The following is an 18,726-nucleotide window of genomic DNA, read 5'->3' as shown; positions in this document are numbered from 1 at the left end:
GCGAACGAGAGCCAGGGGTGTGGTCACTGCGTGTTCTCTCCGGCCAGCCGGAGGAGGTCCTCGCCGTCGAGGGCGTCGAGGTCGCCGAGGTCGCCCGCGTCGCCGCCGCCCGCCGGGGCCTGCTGCTCGGGCTCCTCGTCCGCGAGGCGCAGCACCATGTCGAGGAGGCCCGCGCTGCGCAGCCGGCTGACGGGGATGGCCGCGAGCAGGTCGCGGACCTCCGCGTCCGGGTCGTCCCCGGCGGGCGCGGCGGCGCCGTCCTGGTACATGCCGGTGTGCAGATGGCGGGCGAGGGCGGTCGGGTTGGGGTAGTCGAAGACCACGGCGCCCGGCAGGTTGAGCCCGGTGGCGGCCTTCAGCCGGTTGCGCAGTTCGACGGCGGTGACGGAGTCGAAGCCGAACTCGCGGAAGGCGCGCTCGGCGGGGACGGCGTCGCCGCTGTCGTAGCCGAGCACGGCGCCCGCCTCGGCACGCACCAGGGCGACGAGTTCGCCCTGCCGCTCGGCGGCGGGCAGGGCGTCGAGTCGCTGCCGCAGCAGCGGCACGCCGTCGCCCGCGGTGTCGTCGGCGTCGGCGGCGAGGGCGCGCACCTCGGGCAGGGCGTCGAGGAGGCGGGTCGGGCGGTTGACGGCGAAGCTCGGTGCGAACCGCTCCCAGTCCATGTCGGAGACGGTGAGCGTGGTGTCGCCGTCCTCGATGGCGCCGCGGAGGGCGTCGAGCGCGAGGGCCGAGCGCATCGGCAGGACGCCAAGTCGACGCAACAGCTCGTTCACCTCCCCCTCTGCCACGAGTCCCGCCTCGCCCCAGGTGCCCCATGCCACCGAGGTCGCGGGCAGCCCGCGGTCCGCGCGGTACTGGGCCAGCGCGTCGAGGGACGCGTTGGCGGCCGCGTAGGCGGACTGCCCAGCACTACCCCACACCCCGGCTCCTGAGGCGAACAAGACGAAATCAACTAGACCGTGGCTCCCGCCCGTGCCGCTGCCGTCGCCCGTGCCGGTGTCGTCGCCCGTGCCGGTGCCGGGGGCGCCGCCGGGCAGGGTGAGTTCGTGCAGGTGCCAGGCGGCGGTGGCCTTGGCGCCGAGGAGCAGGCCGAGCTGTGCGGTGTCGAGGCCGTCGAGTTCGCTGTCGCCCCCGACAATGCCCGCGGCGTGGAACACGGCGGTCAGCGGCAGGTCGTCGGGCACCGACGCGAGGAGTTCCCGTACGGCGTCGCGGTCGGCGGCGTCGCACGCGGTGACGGTGACCCGGGCGCCGGTGGCGCGCAGCTCCTCGGCGAGTTCCGCGGCGCCCGGCGCTTCGGGGCCGCGCCTGCTGGTGAGCAGGAGGTGCGGCGCCCCGGCGGCGGCCGCCCAGCGGGCGACCTCGCTGCCGACGCCGCCGGTGCCGCCGGTGACGAGGACGGTGCCGGTGGGCGCGAACGTGCGCGGCGGGGTCGCCGGGCGGGCCGGGGCGTGGGCGAGCCGGCGCGCGAGCGCCCCCGAGGGGCGCAGGGCCACCTGGTCCTCTGCCGGTTCCGCGAGGCGGGCGAGGAGCCGGGCCGTGGTGCGGTCGTCGGGCTGTTCCGGCAGGTCGGCGAGGCCGCCCCAGCGGTCCGGGTGCTCCAGCGCGGCGACCCGCCCGAGGCCCCACACGGCGGCCTGTACGGGGTGGGTGACCCTGTCGGTGCGGCCGGTGCTGACGGCGCCCGTGGTGACGGCCCACAGCGGCGCGCCGAGCCCGGTGTCGCCGAGGGCCTGGGCGAGCGCGGTGGTGGCGGCGAGGCCGCGCGGCACCGACGGGGCCCCCGCGCAGGGGCGTTCGTCGGTGGCGAGGAGCGACAGCACGCCCTCGGGGGCGGTGTCCATGCCCGCGGCGGCCTCGGTGACCAGGCGTGCCACGCCTGCGCGGTCCGGGTCGCCCGGGGGCAGTTCGACGGCGGCGCACTGGACGCCGAGGGCGGTGCGGACGGCGGTGGCCCAGGGGCTGTCGGCGCCGCCCTCGGGCAGTACGAGGAGCCAGTTCCCCAGGGGCCTGCCGCCGGGGTCGGGCAGCGCGGTCCACTCGACGCGGTAGCGCAGGCCGTCGACGGTGGCCCTGGCGCGGCTGCGCTCAAGCCAGGACGCGAGGCCCGGCGCGACGCGCTCGGCGGTGGCGGCGTCGACGTCGAGCGCGGCGGCCAGCGAGTCGGCGTCGCCCGTGCCGACCAGGTCCCAGAACGCGGCATCCGCGCCGGGCTCGCCGTGGTCCTGGGCGGGGGCGTGGTCGGTGTCCCACCAGTAGCGGCGGTTCTGGAAGGCGTAGGTGGGCAGGGCGGTGCGGCGCGCGTGGACGCCGTCGTAGACGGTGCTCCAGTCGGCCTCGACGCCGCGCACATGGGCCTCGGCGAGCGAGGTCAGCATGCGCGGGACGCCGCCGTCGCCGCGGCGCAGCGTGCCGACGGTGGCAAACTCGCCGCCGACGGCCTCCAGGGTCTCCCCGAGGGGCCCGGTGAGTACGGGGTGCGGGCTGGACTCCACGAAGACCCGGTAGCCGTCCCCCGCGAGCGCGGTGACGGTGTCCTGGAGCCTGACGGTGCCGCGCAGGTTGGTGTACCAGTACGCGCCGTCGAGCCCGGTGGTGTCGAAGCGGGCCGCGGTGACCGTCGAGTAGAACGGGACGGTCGCGGTGCGGGGGGCGACATGGGCGAGGAGCTTCGCCAACTCGTCCTGGATCTCCTCGACCTGGGCGCTGTGCGAGGCGTAGTCCACGTTGACCCTGCGGGCCCGCACGCCCTGCTGCTCGCAGTGCGGCAGCAGGGCGTCGAGTGCGGTCGCGGCGCCGGAGACCACGGTGGACTCCGGGCCGTTGACGGCGGCGACGGACAGGGCCTCGCCCCAGGGCTCGATGAGTGCGCGCACCCGGTCGAGGGTGTCGGCGACGGACACCATGCCGCCGCGCCCGCACAGCCGCACCAGGGCCTGGCTGCGCAGCGCGACGACGGCGGCCGCGTCCTGGAGGGTGAGGGCGCCCGCGACGTGGGCCGCGGCGATCTCGCCCTGGGAGTGGCCGAGTACGGCGGCGGGTTCCACCCCGTAGGAGCGCCAGACCTCGGTGAGGGACACCATCATGGCGAACAGGGCGGGCTGTACGACGTCGACGCGGGACATCAGGTCCTCGTCGGCGAGCCCGGCGACGACGTCGAGCAGGGGCCAGTCGATGTGCGGGGCGAGCGCCTCGGCGCACTCCGCGATCTTGCTGCGGAACACGTCGGACGCGGCCAGCAGGTCCCGGCCCATGCCCCACCACTGGGAGCCCTGGCCCGGGTAGACGAAGACGGGTCCCGCCGAGTTCTCCACCACGGCGCCGCTGACGGTGCCGGGCGCGGCGGCGTCGCCCGCGAGCGCGCGCAGGCCGCGTTCGAACTCGTCGGCGGTGGTGCCGAGGACGACGGCGCGGTGCTCGAAGGTCTGCCTGCCGGTCAGCAGCGACCAGCCGATGTCGGCGGGTGCCGTGCCGGGGTGGGCCGTGAGGTGCGCGGCGAGGCGTGCGGCCTGGTCGCGCAGGCCCGCCGCGGTCTTCGACGACACCAGCCACGGCAGCCGTACCGGGGGCGCGGCGGGAGGCCGTTCCCCGTCCGCCGGGTCCTGGTCGGTGGGCTGTTCGAGGATGACGTGGACGTTGGTGCCGCTGATGCCGAAGGACGAGACCCCGGCGCGGCGCGGCCGTCCCGCGTCGGGCCACTCGGTGCCCTCGTCGAGGAGCTTGAGGGCGCCCGCGTCCCAGTCGACATGGCTCGACGGCTGCTCGGCGTGCAGGGTCCTCGGCAGGTAGCCGTGCCCGATGGCCTCGACCATCTTGATGATGCTGGCGGCGCCGGACGCCATCTGGGTGTGGCCGATGTTGGACTTCACGGAGCCCAGCAGCAGCGGGGCGCCGTCCCGGTCCTGCCCGTATGTGGCGAGCAGCGCCTGCGCCTCGATGGGGTCGCCCAGCTTGGTGCCCGTGCCGTGCGCCTCCACCACGTCGACGTCGGCCGCGCCGAGTCCCGCGGTGGCCAGGGCCTGCCGGATGACGCGCTGCTGGGAGGGGCCGTTGGGCGCGGTGAGGCCGTTGGACGCGCCGTCCTGGTTCATGGCGCTCGCGCGGACCACCGCGAGCACCGGGTGCCCGTTGCGGCGCGCGTCGGAGAGCCGCTCCACCAGCACCACGCCGACGCCCTCGGACAGCGCCATGCCGTCGGCGGACTCGGCGAACGCCTTGCAGCGGCCGTCGGGGGCGAGCGCGCCGAGCCGGGAGAAGCCGACGAACTCGGCGGGGCTCGACATCACGGTGACACCGCCCGCGAGCGCCAGCGTGCTGTCGCCGCCCCGCAGCGACTGGCACGCCAGGTGCAGCGCCACCAGCGAGGAGGAGCAGCCGGTGTCCAGGGTGACCGCGGGGCCCTCGAAGCCGAACACGTAGGAGAGGCGGCCCGACAGGACGCAGGAGGCTGCGCCCGTCACGGCGTGTGTCTCGGAGTCCTCGGTCTCCTTGAGGGAGGCGATCGAGCGGTAGTCCGGGTAGACGGCGCCGATGAAGGTGCCGGTGGCGCTGCCGTGCAGGGTGCTCATGTCGATACCGGCGCGCTCGACGGTCTCCCACGCCGTCTGGAGGAGAAGCCGCTGCTGCGGGTCCATCGCCAGGGCCTCGCGCGGGGAGATCCCGAAGAAGCCCGCGTCGAACCCGGCGACGTCGTCCATGAAGCCGCCGTTGAGCGCGTAGGTGGTGCCCTGCCGGTCGCGGTCGGGGTCGTAGCGGGACTCCAGGTCCCAGCCGCGGTCGGCGGGGTAGCCGGAGGTGACGTCGGCGCCTTCGAGGAGCAGCCGCCACAGGTCCTCGGGGGCCTCGACGCCGCCGGGGAAGCGGCAGCCCATGGAGATGATCGCGATCGGCTCGTCGTCGGCGGCAGCGGCGGGCAGCGGCCGGTCGGCGGCGGGCGCGGCGGCGCCGAACATCTGGGTGCGCAGGTGGTCGGCGAGCACCACCGGGTTCGGGTAGTCGAACACCAGGGTCGCGGGCAGCGGGGTGCCGACCACGGCCACCAGGCGGTTGCGCAGGTCGACGGCGGTGACCGAGTCGAAGCCGACGTCGCGGAACGCCCGCTTCTCCGGCAGCGCGTCGGCGGACGCGTGGCCGAGCACGGCCGCCGCCTCGCCGCGTACCAGCGTCAGCAGCCGCCGGTGCTGCTCGGCGGGCGGCAGGGCCCGCAGCCCCGCGGTGAACTCGGCCTCGTCGGCGGCCTCCGCGGCCTGCTCGCGCTCCCGTACGAGAGCGCGGACCTCGGGGATCTCGTCGAAGAGGGTGGTGGGGCGCCCGGAGGTGAACACCTCGTAGTAGCGGGGCCAGTTGACGTCGGTGAGGGCGACGGCGGTCTCGTCGTCGTCGAGGAGGCGGCGCATCGCGTTCAGCGCGAGCCGCGGCTCGATGTACTCAAGACCGCCGCGGCGCACCCCGAACGGGTCCTCGACGCCGCCGAACAGGCCCAGGTTGTCGGGCCACTTGCCCCAGTGCACGGATGTCGCGACGAGGCCGCGGGCGCGCCGGTTGTGGGCGAGGGCCGCGAGGTAGGCGTTGCCCGCGACGTAGGCGCCGTGCTCGCCGCTGCCCCACATGCCCGCGTTGGAGGAGTAGAGCACGAACGCGTCGAGGTCGTCGTCGGCGAACAGCTCGTCCAGGTTGCGGGCGCCGTTGACCTTCGCGTCGATGATCCTCGCGAAGTGGTCGAGTTCCGTGTCGGCGAGGTGGGCGAGTTCGATGACGGCGGCGGCGTGGACGACGGTGCGGATGTCGTGCCCCTCGGCGCGCAGCCGCGCGACGAGCGCGGCCAGCGCCTCCCGGTCGGCGACGTCGCAGGCGGCGACGGTGACGACGCCGTCGAACTCCGCCATGACCTCGGCGACGGCGGGGGTGGCGGTGCCGCCGCGGCTGGTGAGGACGATGTGCTCCGCGCCCTGTTCGGCGAGCCAGCGCACCAGGTCGGGGCCGATCTGCCCGGTGCCGCCCGTGACGAGGGCGGTGCCGCGCGCGGTCCACGGCCTGGCGGGGGCCCGGTCGGTGGTGGGCGCGGGCACCACCCGGCGGGTGAGGACCCCGGCGGCGCGGATCGCGAGCTGGTCCTCGCCGTCCGCACCGGCGAGTACGGAGAGCAGCGCGCGGCCCGCGACGGTGTCGAGGGACTCCGGCAGGTCGAGCACGCCGCCTGTGCGGTGCGGGAGTTCGAGCGCGGCGGTCCAGCCGACGCCGAGCACCTGGGCCTGGGCCGGGTTGAGCACCGGGTCGGTGCGTCCCGTGGAGACGGCGCCGCGGGTGAGGAACCACAGCGGCGCGTCGATCCCGGCGTCCCCGAGGGCCTGGACGAGGGAGACGGTCAGCGCGAGGCCCGCGGTCAGCCGCGGGTGGCCCGCGCTGGGCGCCTGGGCACCGGCGAGCAGCGACACCACCCCGGCGGCGTCGGACGCGTCGGCGAGGCGCCCGGCGAGCACCGCGCGGTCCTCGCAGGCGGCGTCGAGGACGAGCCGCCGCACGGTGACACCGCGCGCCTCGAACGCGGCCAGCACGTCGGCGTCCTGGCAGCCCTCCGCGGTGACCAGCAGCCAACTCCCCGCCGGGGCGCGGTCGGTGACCTTGGCGGGCCGCCAGGCGACCCGGTAGCGCCAGGACTCGACGGCGGACTGGTCGCGGCGCCTGCCGCGCCAGGTCCGCAGCGCGGGCAGCACCCCGTCGAGGACGTCGGCGCCGAGTTCGAGCCCGGTCGCCAGGGTGTCCACGTCGCCCTGTTCGACGGCCGCCCAGAAGTCGGCGTCGACCTCGCCCGCCGCGCCGCCTGCCGGGCGGTCCGCGGGCTGCGGCCAGTACCGCTCGTGCTGGAACGCGTACGTCGGCAGCTCGGTGCGGCGCGGCGCGGCGCCGCCGTACAGCGGCGAGAAGTCGACCGTGACGCCGTTCGCGTGGGCCTCGCCGAGCGAGGTGAGCATGCGGGCGAGGCCCCCGGCGCCGCGGCGCAGCGAGCCGAGGACGACGGGCCGCTCGCCGCGGGCCGCGGCGATGCCGTCGATCGCGAACGACATCACCGGGTGCGGGCTCATTTCGAGGAACGTGCCGCAGCCCGCCTCGAAGATCAGCTCGGCGGCCCGGCTGAACAGCACGGGCCGCCGGGTGTTGTCGTACCAGTACTCCTCGTCCATCAACTCGTCGGCGCCGAGCCTGCCGCCGGTGACGGTGGAATACACCGGCACCTCGGGCGTGGCGGGGCGCACCCCGCGCACCGCGCGCAGCAGGCTGTCGCGCAGCGGGTCGACGAGCGCGCAGTGGGTGGGCACGGAGGCGGCGATGCGGCGCAGCCTGATGCCCTCCGCGTCGCACTCGGCGGCCAGGTCCGCGAGCGCCGCGTCGTCCCCTGCGACGGTGACGAGCGCGGGGCCGTTGACGCCGCCGATGCTGAGCCTGCCGTCCCAGCGGGCGATGCGCTCCGCGGCGGCCTCGGCGGACAGCGCGAGCGACGCGAGGGCGCCCTCGCCGACGAGCCGCGCGGCGAGCACCTTGCTGCGCTCCGCGATCACCCGGGCGGCGTCCTCGACGCTCAGCGCGCCCGCGACACAGGCGGCGGCGACCTCGCCCTGGCTGGTGCCGATCACACAGTCGGGGCGCACACCGTGGGACTGCCAGACGGCGGCGAGCGACACCATGACGGCGAACAGCACCGGCTGGACGACGTCGAGGCGTTCGATCGAGGGGGCGCCGTCGGCGCCGCGCAGCACCTCCGTCACCGACCAATCGAGACAGGGCGCGAGGGCGCGTTCGCACTCGGCCATGCGGGCCGCGAAGACGGGCGACTCGTCGAGCAGGCCGACCGCCATGCCCTCCCACTGCGAGCCCTGCCCGGGGAAGACGAACGCGATACGGTCCTGGCCGCCGCCCGCCGCCTGCCCCGTGACGGTGCCCGCGCGCTGCTCGCCGTCGGCGAGGGCGCGCAGCGCGCCGCGCAGGTCGTCGAGGCCGTCCGCGACGACCACGGCGCGCTGGTCGAGCGCGGCGCGCCCGGTGGTCAGGGAGTGCGCCACGTCGACGGGTTCGAGCCCCGCGGTGGCTTCGAGGTGGTCGGCGAGCCGTGCCGCCTGGCCGCGCAGCGCGGCCTGGGACGCGGCGGACAGCGGGTAGGCGAGCAGCGGCGCGGGCGCCCCCTGCCCTTCGGGGTCCTCGGGGTCGTCGGGCAGGGCGAAATCGGGTACGGGCGCGGGCTCCGGGGCCTGTTCGAGTACGAGGTGGGCGTTGGTGCCGCTGATGCCGAACGCGGACACGCCCGCCCTGCGGGGGCGCTCCCCCGCGGTCCGCCACTCGACGGGCTCGGTCAGCACCGACACGGGTCCCGCGGACCAGTCGATGTGCGAGGACAGGGTGTCGACGTGCAGGGTGCGCGGCAGCAGCCCGTGCCGCATCGCGAGCACCATCTTGATGACGCCCGCGGCGCCCGCGGCGGCCTGGGTGTGCCCGATGTTGGACTTGACGGAGCCGAGCCACAGCGGCGCCGCCGGGTCGCGGTCCGCGCCGTAGGTGGCGAGCAGCGCCTCGGCCTCGATGGGGTCGCCGAGCCTGGTGCCGGTGCCGTGCGCCTCGACCGCGTCGATGTCGGCGGGGTCGAGCCCGGCGTTGGCGAGTGCCTGCCTGATGACGCGCTGCTGGGCCTGCCCGCTGGGCGCGGTGAGCCCGTTGGAGGCGCCGTCCTGGTTGACGGCTGAGCCGCGCAGCACCGCGAGCACGTCGTGGCCTTCGGCGCGGGCCCTGGAGAGGGGTTCGAGGAGCAGCATGCCCGCGCCCTCGGCGAAGCCTGTGCCGTCGGCGGCGTCGGAGAACGTCTTGCAGCGGCCGTCGGGGGCGAGCGCGCCCTGCCTGCTCAGCTCCACAAACGTGCCGGAGCTGGAGATGACGGTGACGCCGCCCGCGAGGGCGAGTTCGCACTCGCCGCGGCGCAGCGACTCGGCGGCGAGGTGCAGCGCGACCAGCGACGCGGAGCAGGCCGTGTCGACGGTCAGCGCGGGCCCTTCGAGGCCGAAGGTGTAGGCGACGCGGCCCGCGATGACGCTGGTGGCGAGCCCGGTCGCGGCGTGCCCGTCGCGACCGTCGCGGGCGTCGGCGAGCACCGCCGCGTAGTCGAGCCCGTTGGTGCCGACGAAGACGCCGGTACGGCTGCCGCGCAGCGCGGCGGGGTCGATCCCGGCGCGCTCGAAGCCCTCCCAGGACGTTTCGAGCAGCAGCCGCTGCTGGGGGTCCATGGCCAGGGCCTCGCGCGGCGAGATCCCGAAGAACGCGGCGTCGAATCCGGCGACGTCGGTGAGGAAGCCGCCCTCCCTGGTGCTGCTGCGGCCGTTGCCGTCGGCGTCCCCGTCGAAGAGGGCGTCGAGGTCCCAGCCGCGGTCCTCGGGGAACGCGGAGATGGCGTCGGTGCCGTCGGCGAGTACCCGCCACAGGTCCTCGGGGCCGGTGACGCCGCCGGGGAAGCGGCAGGCCATGGCGACGATCGCGAGGGGCTCGTCGGTGGCGGTGGCGGTCGCCGCGGGCGCGGCCTCGTCGGCGGTGTCGCCGAGGAGGCGGCCGAGCAGGTGCTCGGTGAGGGAGCCGGCCGTGGGGAAGTCGAAGACGAGCCCCGCGGGCAGGGTGAGGCCGGTGAGTTCGGCGAGCTGGTTGCGGAGTTCGAGCGCGGTCAGCGAGTCGAAGCCGAGGTCCCGGAACGCCTTGCCGACCTCGACCGCGGCGCTGGTGGCGTGCCCGAGCACGGCGGCGGCGCGGGCCCTGACGAGGCCGAGGAGCACCGCGGAGCGCTCGCCTGCCGGCAGTGCGCGCAGCCGCTGGGCGAGCGCGGTGCCGTCGTCGCCCGCCTCGCGCCCCGCGGCCCTGATGGCGGCGAGGGCGTCGCGCGCGGCGGGCAGCAGGGACAGCAGCGGCGCGGGGCCGCGGGAGAGCCTGCTGTGCAGGAGCCGCCGGTCGGCGAGGTCGAGGACGGTGACGGTCGGCTCTGGCTCGGTGACGACCCGGCCGAGGACGGCGAGCGCCGCCTCGGGCGCGAGCGCCGCCAGGTGCTCGCCCACGGCGTCGCCCGCCGCCATGCCGCCGCCCGCCCAGCCGCCCCAGGCGATGGAGGTCGCGGCGCGGCCGAGGGCGCGGCGGCGCACGGCGAGCGCGTCGAGTTCGGCGTTGGCGGCGGCGTAGACGGCCTGGCCGAGGTTGCCGATGGCGGCGGACGCGGACGAGAACAGCGCGAACACGTCGAGGCCGAGTTCCGCGGTGAGGTCGTCGAGGACGAGCGCGGAGTCCACCTTGGCGCGGTGCACGGCCGTGAACCGGTCGGGGGTGAGGTGTTCGATGACGCCGTCGTCGAGAACGCCCGCCGCGTGCACGACGCCGGTGAGCGGGTGCTCGGCGGGGATCGCGTCGAGCACCGCGCGCATCCCGTCGCGGTCGGCGGCGTCGCAGGCGGCGAGGGTGACGGCGGCGCCCGCGGCGGTCAGTTCCGCGCGCAGTTTCGCCGCGCCCGGCGCGTCGGGGCCGCGGCGGCCGACCAGCAGCAGGTGCGGGGCGCCGCGCCCGGCGAGCCAGCGGGCGACGTGGGCGCCGAGGGCGCCCGTGCCGCCGGTGACGAGGACGGTGCCGGTGGGCCGCCAGCCGTCGTCGCCACGCACGGGGGGCGCGGGGACGATACGGCGGCCGAGGACGGTGGAGCCGCGTACGGCGAGTTCGTTCTCGTCGTCGCCGCGGGAGAGCGCGGCGGCGAGGCCGCGCAGGTCCTCGTCCGAGGGGTCGGCGGGCAGGTCGGCGAGGCCGCCCCACTGCCGCGGGTACTCAAGCGCGGCGACCCGGCCGACGCCCCACACGGCGGCCTGGAGCGGGTCGGTGCGGGCGCCCGCGTCGAGGGCGCCGCGGGTGACGGCCCACAGCGGTGCGTCCGACCCGGCGTCGCCGAGGGCCTGGAGGACCACGGTGAGCGCGGCCGCGTGCCCCTCGGCGGGCGCCGCGGCCGCGGGTGCGCCGAGCGCGAGCAGCGATACGACGGCGTCGTAGCGCATGACGTCCAGGGCCTCGCGCAGCGCGGCGGCGAGCGTGGCGCGCTCCGGCACGGCGGGCACGGTCAGCGTGACGGCGCCGAGCGCGGCGACGGCGGCCTCCGCGGCGGGCGCGCCGAGCGGCACGAGCGCGAGCAGCCTGCGCGGCGCGGCGGTCTCGACGGGCGGCAGCGGCACCCAGCGGTCGTGGTGGCGCAGCGACTCGACGGCGGCCAGGTCGCGGCGGCGCTCGCGCCAGGCGGCGAGCGCGGGCACCACGGCGGACACGGTGGCGTCGTCCAGGCCGAGCGCGGCGGCGATCTCCTCGGTGTCGCCGCGGGCGACGGCGGCCCAGAACTCGGCGTGTGCGGCGTCCGCGGTCTCCGCGGTGGCCATCGCGGGCCGCTCCGGCCAGTACCGCTCCCGCTGGAACGGGTAGCCGGGCAGCGGTACGGGGCGCGCCCCGGTGCCCTCGAAGAGTGCGCCCAGGTCGACGTCGACGCCGCCGGTGAACAGCCGGGCGAGGGCGGTGAGCGCGGCGCGCTCCTCGGGGCGGTCGCGGCGCAGCAGCGGGGTGACGAGGGCCTGGCGCCCGGTGACGGCGAGGCAGTCCTGCACAGAGCCGGCGAGGACGCCGTCGGGGCCGAGTTCGAGCACGGCGTCGACACCGCGTCCGAGGAGGGTGTCCACGCCGTCGGAGAAGCGGACCGTCTCGCGCACGTGCCGCACCCAGTACTCGGGGGCGCAGATCTCGCGCGGCTGTGCGAGGGCGCCGGTGACGTTGGACAGCAGCGGGATGCGGGGCGCGTGGAAGGCGAGGCCCGCGAGCGCGGCGGCGAACTCGTCGAGCATCGGCTCCATCAGCGGCGAGTGGAACGCGTGCGACACCCGAAGACGCGACGTCCTGCGGCCCTGGCCGCGCAGCCTTGCGGCGATGTCCGCCACGGCGTCCGCGTCGCCCGCGACGACGACGGCCTCGGGACCGTTGACGGCGGCGAGTGACACCCCACCGGTCAGCAGGGGCAGGACCTCTGCCTCGGTGGCCTGAAGGGCGGCCATGGCGCCGCCGGAAGGCAGCGCCTGCATAAGACGGGCACGCGCCGCCACCAGCACGCACGCGTCCGCGAGCGACAGCACCCCGGCGACATGCGCGGCTGCCACCTCGCCGATGGAGTGCCCGCCGACGTACGAGGGCCTGATGCCGAGGGACTCGGCGAGCCGGAACAGCGCCACCTCGATCGCGAACAGCGCGGGCTGCGCCCATCCGGTGGTGTTCAGCTCGTCGGCGTCGCCGCCCCACACGACGTCGCGCAGGGAGCCTTCGAGCCGGGCGTCGAGTTCGGCGGTGACCTCGTCGAAGGCGCGGGCGAACACCGGGAAGCGGCCGTAGAGTTCGCGGCCCATGCCGAGCCGCTGGGCGCCCTGCCCGGAGAACAGGACGGCGAGGGTGCGGTCCGTCGCGACGCCGTGGGCGGCCTCGACGGGCGCGGTGTCGCTGCCCGGGGTGGCGAGCAGGACCGCGCGGTGCTCGAACGGGGTGCGGGCGGCGAGCGCGGCGCCGACGTCGAGGGTGTGCGCGCCGCCGTCGGCGAGCGCGGTGAGCTGGGCGAGGCGGGCGTCGAGCGCGGCGCGGGACTTCGCCGACGCGGGCCACGGCACCAGCGCGGGGGCGACGGCGGGCGGCGGCGCGTCCGTGGTGCCCCCGGCTTCGGGGGCCTGCTCGATGACGAGGTGGACGTTGGTGCCGCTGACCCCGAAGGAGGACACACCGGCCCGCCGCGGCCTGCCGGTCTCGGGCCAGGCGACGGCCTCGGTGAGCAGTTCCACGGCGCCCGCCGACCAGTCGACGTGGGTGGAGGGCCGGTCGACGTGCAGGGTGCGGGGCAGCACACCGTGCGCCATCGCCTCGACCATCTTGATGACGCCCGCGACACCGGAAGCGGCCTGGCTGTGCCCGATGTTGGACTTGACGGAGCCGATCAGCAGCGGTCCGCAGGCGCCGCGCTCCTGCCCGTAGGTGGCGAGCAGCGCCTGTGCCTCGACGGGGTCGCCGAGCGTGGTGCCTGTGCCGTGCGCCTCAACGGTGTCGACGTCGGCGGGGGTGAGCCCCGACGCGGCGAGCGCGGCGCGGATGACACGCTGTTGGGAGGGGCCGTTGGGCGCGGTGAGGCCGTTGCTCGCGCCGTCGGAGTTGACGGCGGAGCCGCGCAGCACCGCGAGGACCCGGTGGCCCGCGGCGCGGGCGTGGGAGAGGCGTTCCAGGACGAGGACGCCGACGCCCTCGGCCCACACGGTGCCGTCGGCGCCCTCCGCGAACGCCTTGGCCCTGCCGTCGGCGGCGAGCCCGCCGGGGATGCTGAAGTCCACGAAGGAGCCGGGGGTGGACATGACGCTGACGCCCGCGGCGAGCGCGACGGTGCACTCCTCGTCGCGCAGCGAGCTGGCCGCGAGATGCAGGGCGACCAGCGAGGAGGAGCAGGCGGTGTCGACGGTGACCGCGGGCCCTTCGAGGCCGAGCGCGTAGGCGATACGGCCCGACATGACGCTGGCGGCGGCCCCGGCGCCCGCGTGCCCGCCGTCCACGTCGGCGCCCCGTACCACGTGCGCGTAGTCCTGCCCGTTGGTGCCGACGAACACCCCGGCCCTGCTGCCGCGGAGCCCGGCCGGGTCGATGCCGCCGGACTCCAGGGCGGTCCAGGACGTTTCGAGGAGCAGCCGCTGCTGCGGGTCCATCGCCAGCGCCTCGCGGGGCGAGATGCCGAAGAACCCGGCGTCGAAGTCGGCGGCGTCGCTGAGGAATCCGCCGCGGTCGGTGGCGCAGGCCCCGGCGGCGAGCCCGGCGAGGTCCCAGCCGCGGTCGTCGGGGAACGCGGAGATCCCCTCGACGCCGTCGGCGACGAGGTGCCACAGGTCCTCGGGGGAGGCGACGCCGCCCGGGTAGCGGCAGCCCATGCCGACGATGACGACGGGGTCGTCGGCGGTGTCCGAGGGGCGGACGGCCGCCTCGCCATGCTCGGCGCTCGCGCCGGAGACGGCCGCGGCCAGGTGCGCGGCGAGCGCGGTGGGCGTGGGGTGGTCGAAGATGAGGGTGGCGGGCAGCCTGCGTCCGGTGGCGGCGGTGAGCCGGTTGCGCAGTTCGACGGCGGTCAGCGAGTCGAAGCCGAGGTCCTGGAAGGGCCGCCCCGCGCCGATCGCGGCGGCGTCGGCGTGCCCGAGCACGGACGCGACCTCGCCGCGCACCAGGTCGAGCGCGGCGCGCCGCAGGTCGGCGCCGTCGAGCCCGGCGAGCGCCCCCGTGCCCACCCCGTCCGCCACCCCGGCGGCCAGGGCCTCGCGGGCCTCGGGCAGCCCGGACAGCAGCGGGCTCGGGCGCGAGTGGGTGAAGCTGGGCGCGAACCGCGACCAGTCGAAGTCGGAGACGACGAGGCCGCTGCGGCCGTCCTGGAGGGTGCGGTGCAGCACGGCGACGGCGAGCGCGGGGTCCATCTCCAGGACGCCGTGGTGCTGGAAGCGGTCGGCGACCTCGGTGAACGCGGCGCCGCGGCTGCGCCCGGCCCAGGTGCCCCAGGCGAGCGCGGTGGCGGGCAGCCCCGCCGCCGCGCGGTGCTCCGCGAGCGCGTCGAGGTAGGCGTTGGCGGCGGCGTAGCTGCCGAAGCCGCCGCTGCCCCAGACCCCGGCGCCGGACGAGAACAGCACGAAGGCGTCCAGGTCCATGTCCCGGGTGAGGTCGTGCAGATGGCGGGCGCCGAGGACCTTGGCGTCCAGGGTGCGGGCGAGCCGGGCCCCGGTGAGCGAGGCGACCTCGCCGTCGTCGGAGATGAGTCCCGCGGTGTGCACGACGGCGGAGAGCGGGGCGTGCCCGGGGATGGCGTCGAGTACGGCGGCGAGCGCGTCGCGGTCGGCGACGTCGCAGGCGGCGATGGTGACGCAGGCGCCCGCGGCGGTGAGTTCGGCGCGCAGTTCCTCGGCGCCCGGGGTGTCGCTGCCGCGGCGGCCGAGGAGCAGCAGGTGCCCGGCCCCGGCCGCGGCGGCCCAGCGGGCGACGTGGGTGCCGAGGTCGCCGAGGCCGCCGGTGATGAGGACGGTGCCGTCGGGGCGCAGCCGGGCCGGGGGCCTGGCGTCGCCGACGGGGGCGTGCACGAGGCGGCGCCCGTAGGCGCCCCAGGGCCTGACGGCGACCTGGTCCTCGCCTGTCCTGCCGGACAGCACGGCGACGAGCCTGGCGGCGGTGTGCTCGTCGAGGGCGGCGGGCAGGTCGACGAGGCCGCCCCAGGCGGTGGGGTGTTCGAGCGCGGCGACCCGGCCGAGGCCCCAGACGGTGGCCTGCTGCGGCGCGGTCACCAGGTCGCGGCGCCCGGCGGCGACGGCGCCGCTGGTGAGGACCCACAGCGGGGCGGTGATGCCGGCGTCCGCGAGGGACCCGACGAGGGCGGCGGTGGCGGCGAGGCCGGTGGGCACCACCGGGTGCCCCGGCAGGGGGCGTTCGTCGAGGCCGAGCAGGGAGACCACGCCCGCGGGGGCCCCGGCGCCGCCGAAGGTGCCGGTGACGGCGGCGAGCGCGTCGGCCCGTAGGCAGGTGACCCCGGCGCCCGCGGCGCGCAGGGCGTCGGCGACGGCGTCGGCGAGCGCGTCCGCGCTCTCGCCCGCGCCTGGCTCGGGGCGCACCAGGAGCCAGGTGCCGGTGGGCCCGGCGCCGTCGGCGAGGCGCAGCGGTGTCCACTCGACGCGGTAGCGCCAGGAGTCCATGGTGGTGGTGGCGCGCAGCTTCTCGCGCCAGCCGGCGAGGGCGGGCACGAGGGCGGCGGCGGTGTCGCCGTCGAGGTCGAGCGCGGTGGCGAAGGTCTCGACGTCGCCGTCCACGAGGCCCCAGAAGCGGTCGTCGGCGGGGTCGGACGCGGTCTGCGGTGCGGCGGTGGCGTCGGGCCAGAAGTCGGCGTTCTGGAAGGGGTACGTCGGCACGTCCACGGTGGACGCGCCGAGCCCGGCGAAGAACCCGGCGCCGTCGAGGGTGGCGCCCGCGGTGTGCCAGGCGGCGAGCGCGGCGACGGCGGCGTGCTCCTCGGGGCGGTCGGCGCGCAGCGCGGGCACCGCGGAGACGGGTCCCGTGGTGTCGTCGCCGAGGGCGTCGGCGGTCTCCATGACCATGGCGGACAGCACGCCGTCGGGGCCGAGTTCGGCGAACCGGCGCACACCTTCGCGCAGCAGGGTGGTGACGCCGTCGCAGAAGCGGACCGTCTCGCGCACGTGCCGCACCCAGTACTCGGGGGTGCAGATCTCGCGCGGCTGTGCGAGGGCGCCGGTCACGTTGGACAGCAGCGGGATGCGGGGCGCGTGGAAGGTGACGCCCGCGAGCGCGGCGGCGAACTCGTCGAGCATCGGCTCCATCAGCGGCGAGTGGAACGCGTGCGATACGGAGAGCCGTCGGGTGCGGTGGCCGCGGGCGGCGAAGCCGTCGGCGAGCGCGGTGACGGCGCCCTCGTCCCCGGCGACGACGACGGAGCGGGGCCCGTTGACGGCGGCGACGGACACCCCGTCGGCCAGCAGCGGCGTGACGTCGTCCTCGGTGGCCTGAAGGGCGGCCATGGCGCCGCCGGAAGGCAGCGCCTGCATAAGACGGGCACGCGCCGCCACCAGCACACACGCGTCGGCAAGCGACAGCACCCCGGCGACGTGCGCCGCCGCCACCTCGCCGATGGAGTGCCCGCCGACGTAGTCGGGCCGAAGACCCCACGACTCGGCGAGCCGGAACAGCGCCACCTCCACCGCGAACAGCGCGGGCTGCGCCCACCCGGTGCGGTTCAGCAACGCGGCGTCCGTGCCCCACATGACGTCGCGCAGGCCGTCGAAGTGGCCCAGGGCCTCGTCGAGGGCGCGGGCGAACACGGGGAACGCCCCGTACAGTTCGCGGCCCATGCCGAGCCGCTGCGCGCCCTGCCCGGAGAACAGGACGGCGGTGGCGCCCGCGGCGGCCGTGCCGGTGACGAGCTGGGCGTGCCCGGCGCCCTCGGCCGCGGCGCGCAGCGCGGCCGCGGTGGTGCCGGGGTCGGTGGCGAGGACCACGGCCCGGTGCTCGAACGCGGAGCGGCCGGTGGCGAGGGAGTAGGCGGTGTCGAGCAGCGCGGGGCCTTCGCCGCCGGGCGAGGTGAGGCGGGCGAGGAGCGCGGACGCGGCGGCGCGCAGCGCCTCGGGAGTGCGTCCGGAGAAGGTGAGTGGCAGCACGGACGGCACCGGGGGCGCCACCTCGTCGGCGCTTTCCGCGTCCTGGCCGCCGTCGTCGGGCGCCTGCTCGACGATGAGGTGCGCGTTGGTGCCGCTGATGCCGAAGGAGGACACACCGGCCCGCCGCGGCCTGCCGGTCTGCGGCCAGGCGACGGCGTCGGTGAGCAGTTCCACGGCGCCCGTCGACCAGTCGACGTGGCTGGAGGGCCGGTCGACGTGCAGGGTGCGCGGCAGCACGCCCTCCCGTATCGCCATGACCATCTTGATGACGCCCGCGACACCCGCGGCGGCCTGGCTGTGCCCGATGTTGGACTTGACGGAGCCGAGGAGGAGCGGCCTGCCGTCCTCGCGCTCCTGCCCGTACGTCGCCAGCAGCGCCTGCGCCTCGATGGGGTCGCCGAGCGTGGTGCCGGTGCCGTGCCCCTCGACGGCGTCGACATGGGCGGCGGGCAGCCGGGCGTCGGCGAGCGCGGCCTGGATGACGCGCTGCTGGGAGGGGCCGTTGGGCGCGGTCAGACCGCTGCTCGCACCGTCGGAGTTGACCGCGGAGCCGCGCAGCACCGCGAGGACCCGGTGGCCTGCCGCGCGGGCGTGGGAGAGGCGTTCCAGGACGAGGACGCCGACGCCCTCGGCCCAGCCCATGCCGTCGGCGCTGTCCGCGAACGCCTTGCAGCGGCCGTCGGGGGCGAGGCCGCGCTGCCGGGAGAACTCGACGAACGGCGCCGGGGTGGCCATGACGGTGACGCCGCCCGCGAGGGCGAGTTCACACTCCCCCGCGCGCAGCGCCTTGGCGGCCATGTGGAGGGCGACGAGCGACGAGGAGCAGGCGGTGTCGACGGTGACCGCGGGCCCTTCGAGCCCGAGGATGTACGCGACCCGGCCGGAGAGCACGCTGGGCGAGATGCCGGTGATGCCGTGGCCCTCGGCCTGCTGGTGGGAGCCGACGAGGGTGCGGTAGTTGGAGTCGTAGCCGCCGACGAAGGTGCCCGTACTGCTGTCGCGGAGGCTGCGCGGGTCGATGCCGGCGCGCTCGATGGCCTCCCAGGACACTTCGAGCAGCAGCCGCTGCTGGGGGTCGGTGGCCAGCGCCTCGCGGGGCGACATGCCGAAGAACTCGGGGTCGAACGCCGCGGCCTCGTCGAGGAAGGCGCCCTCGCGGGCGTAGGTGGTGCCGGGGCGGTCGGGGTCCGGGTCGTAGATCGCGTCGAGGTCCCAGCCGCGGGCGGCGGGCGGCTCGGCCACCGTGTCGGTCCCGGCGGCGAGCAGTTCCCACAGCCGCTCGGGGGTGTCGGCGCCGCCCGCGTACCGGCAGGCCATGCCGACGATGGCGATGGGTTCGCTGCGGCTCGCCTCGACGGCGCGCAGCCGCTCACGGGTCTGCCGCAGATCGCCGGTGACCAGCTTGAGATAGTCGCGCAGCTTGTCTTCGGTGCTCGTCACCGGAAGTTCCTCCTGCTTGAAGCAATGACGGGGGCGA

General features: G+C 76.5%; 1 protein-coding gene. It reads right to left on the bottom strand.

All coding sequences use genetic code 11. The features are described from left to right. Positions 1-23: 23 nt before the first annotated feature. The gene (locus ACIBIW_RS07260; protein ID WP_399332837.1) at positions 24-18,689 is read right to left on the bottom strand and encodes a type I polyketide synthase; all 18,666 of its coding nucleotides are present in this window, start codon (positions 18,687-18,689) and stop codon (positions 24-26) included. Between the last annotated feature and the right edge of the window lie 37 nt (positions 18,690-18,726).

The organism is Streptomyces sp. NPDC050560 (assembly GCF_044457285.1).
GTDB lineage: Bacteria > Actinomycetota > Actinomycetes > Streptomycetales > Streptomycetaceae > Streptomyces.
The sequence above is the reverse complement of the archived record's forward strand: the minus strand, read 5'-3'. Positions and strand labels throughout refer to the sequence as shown.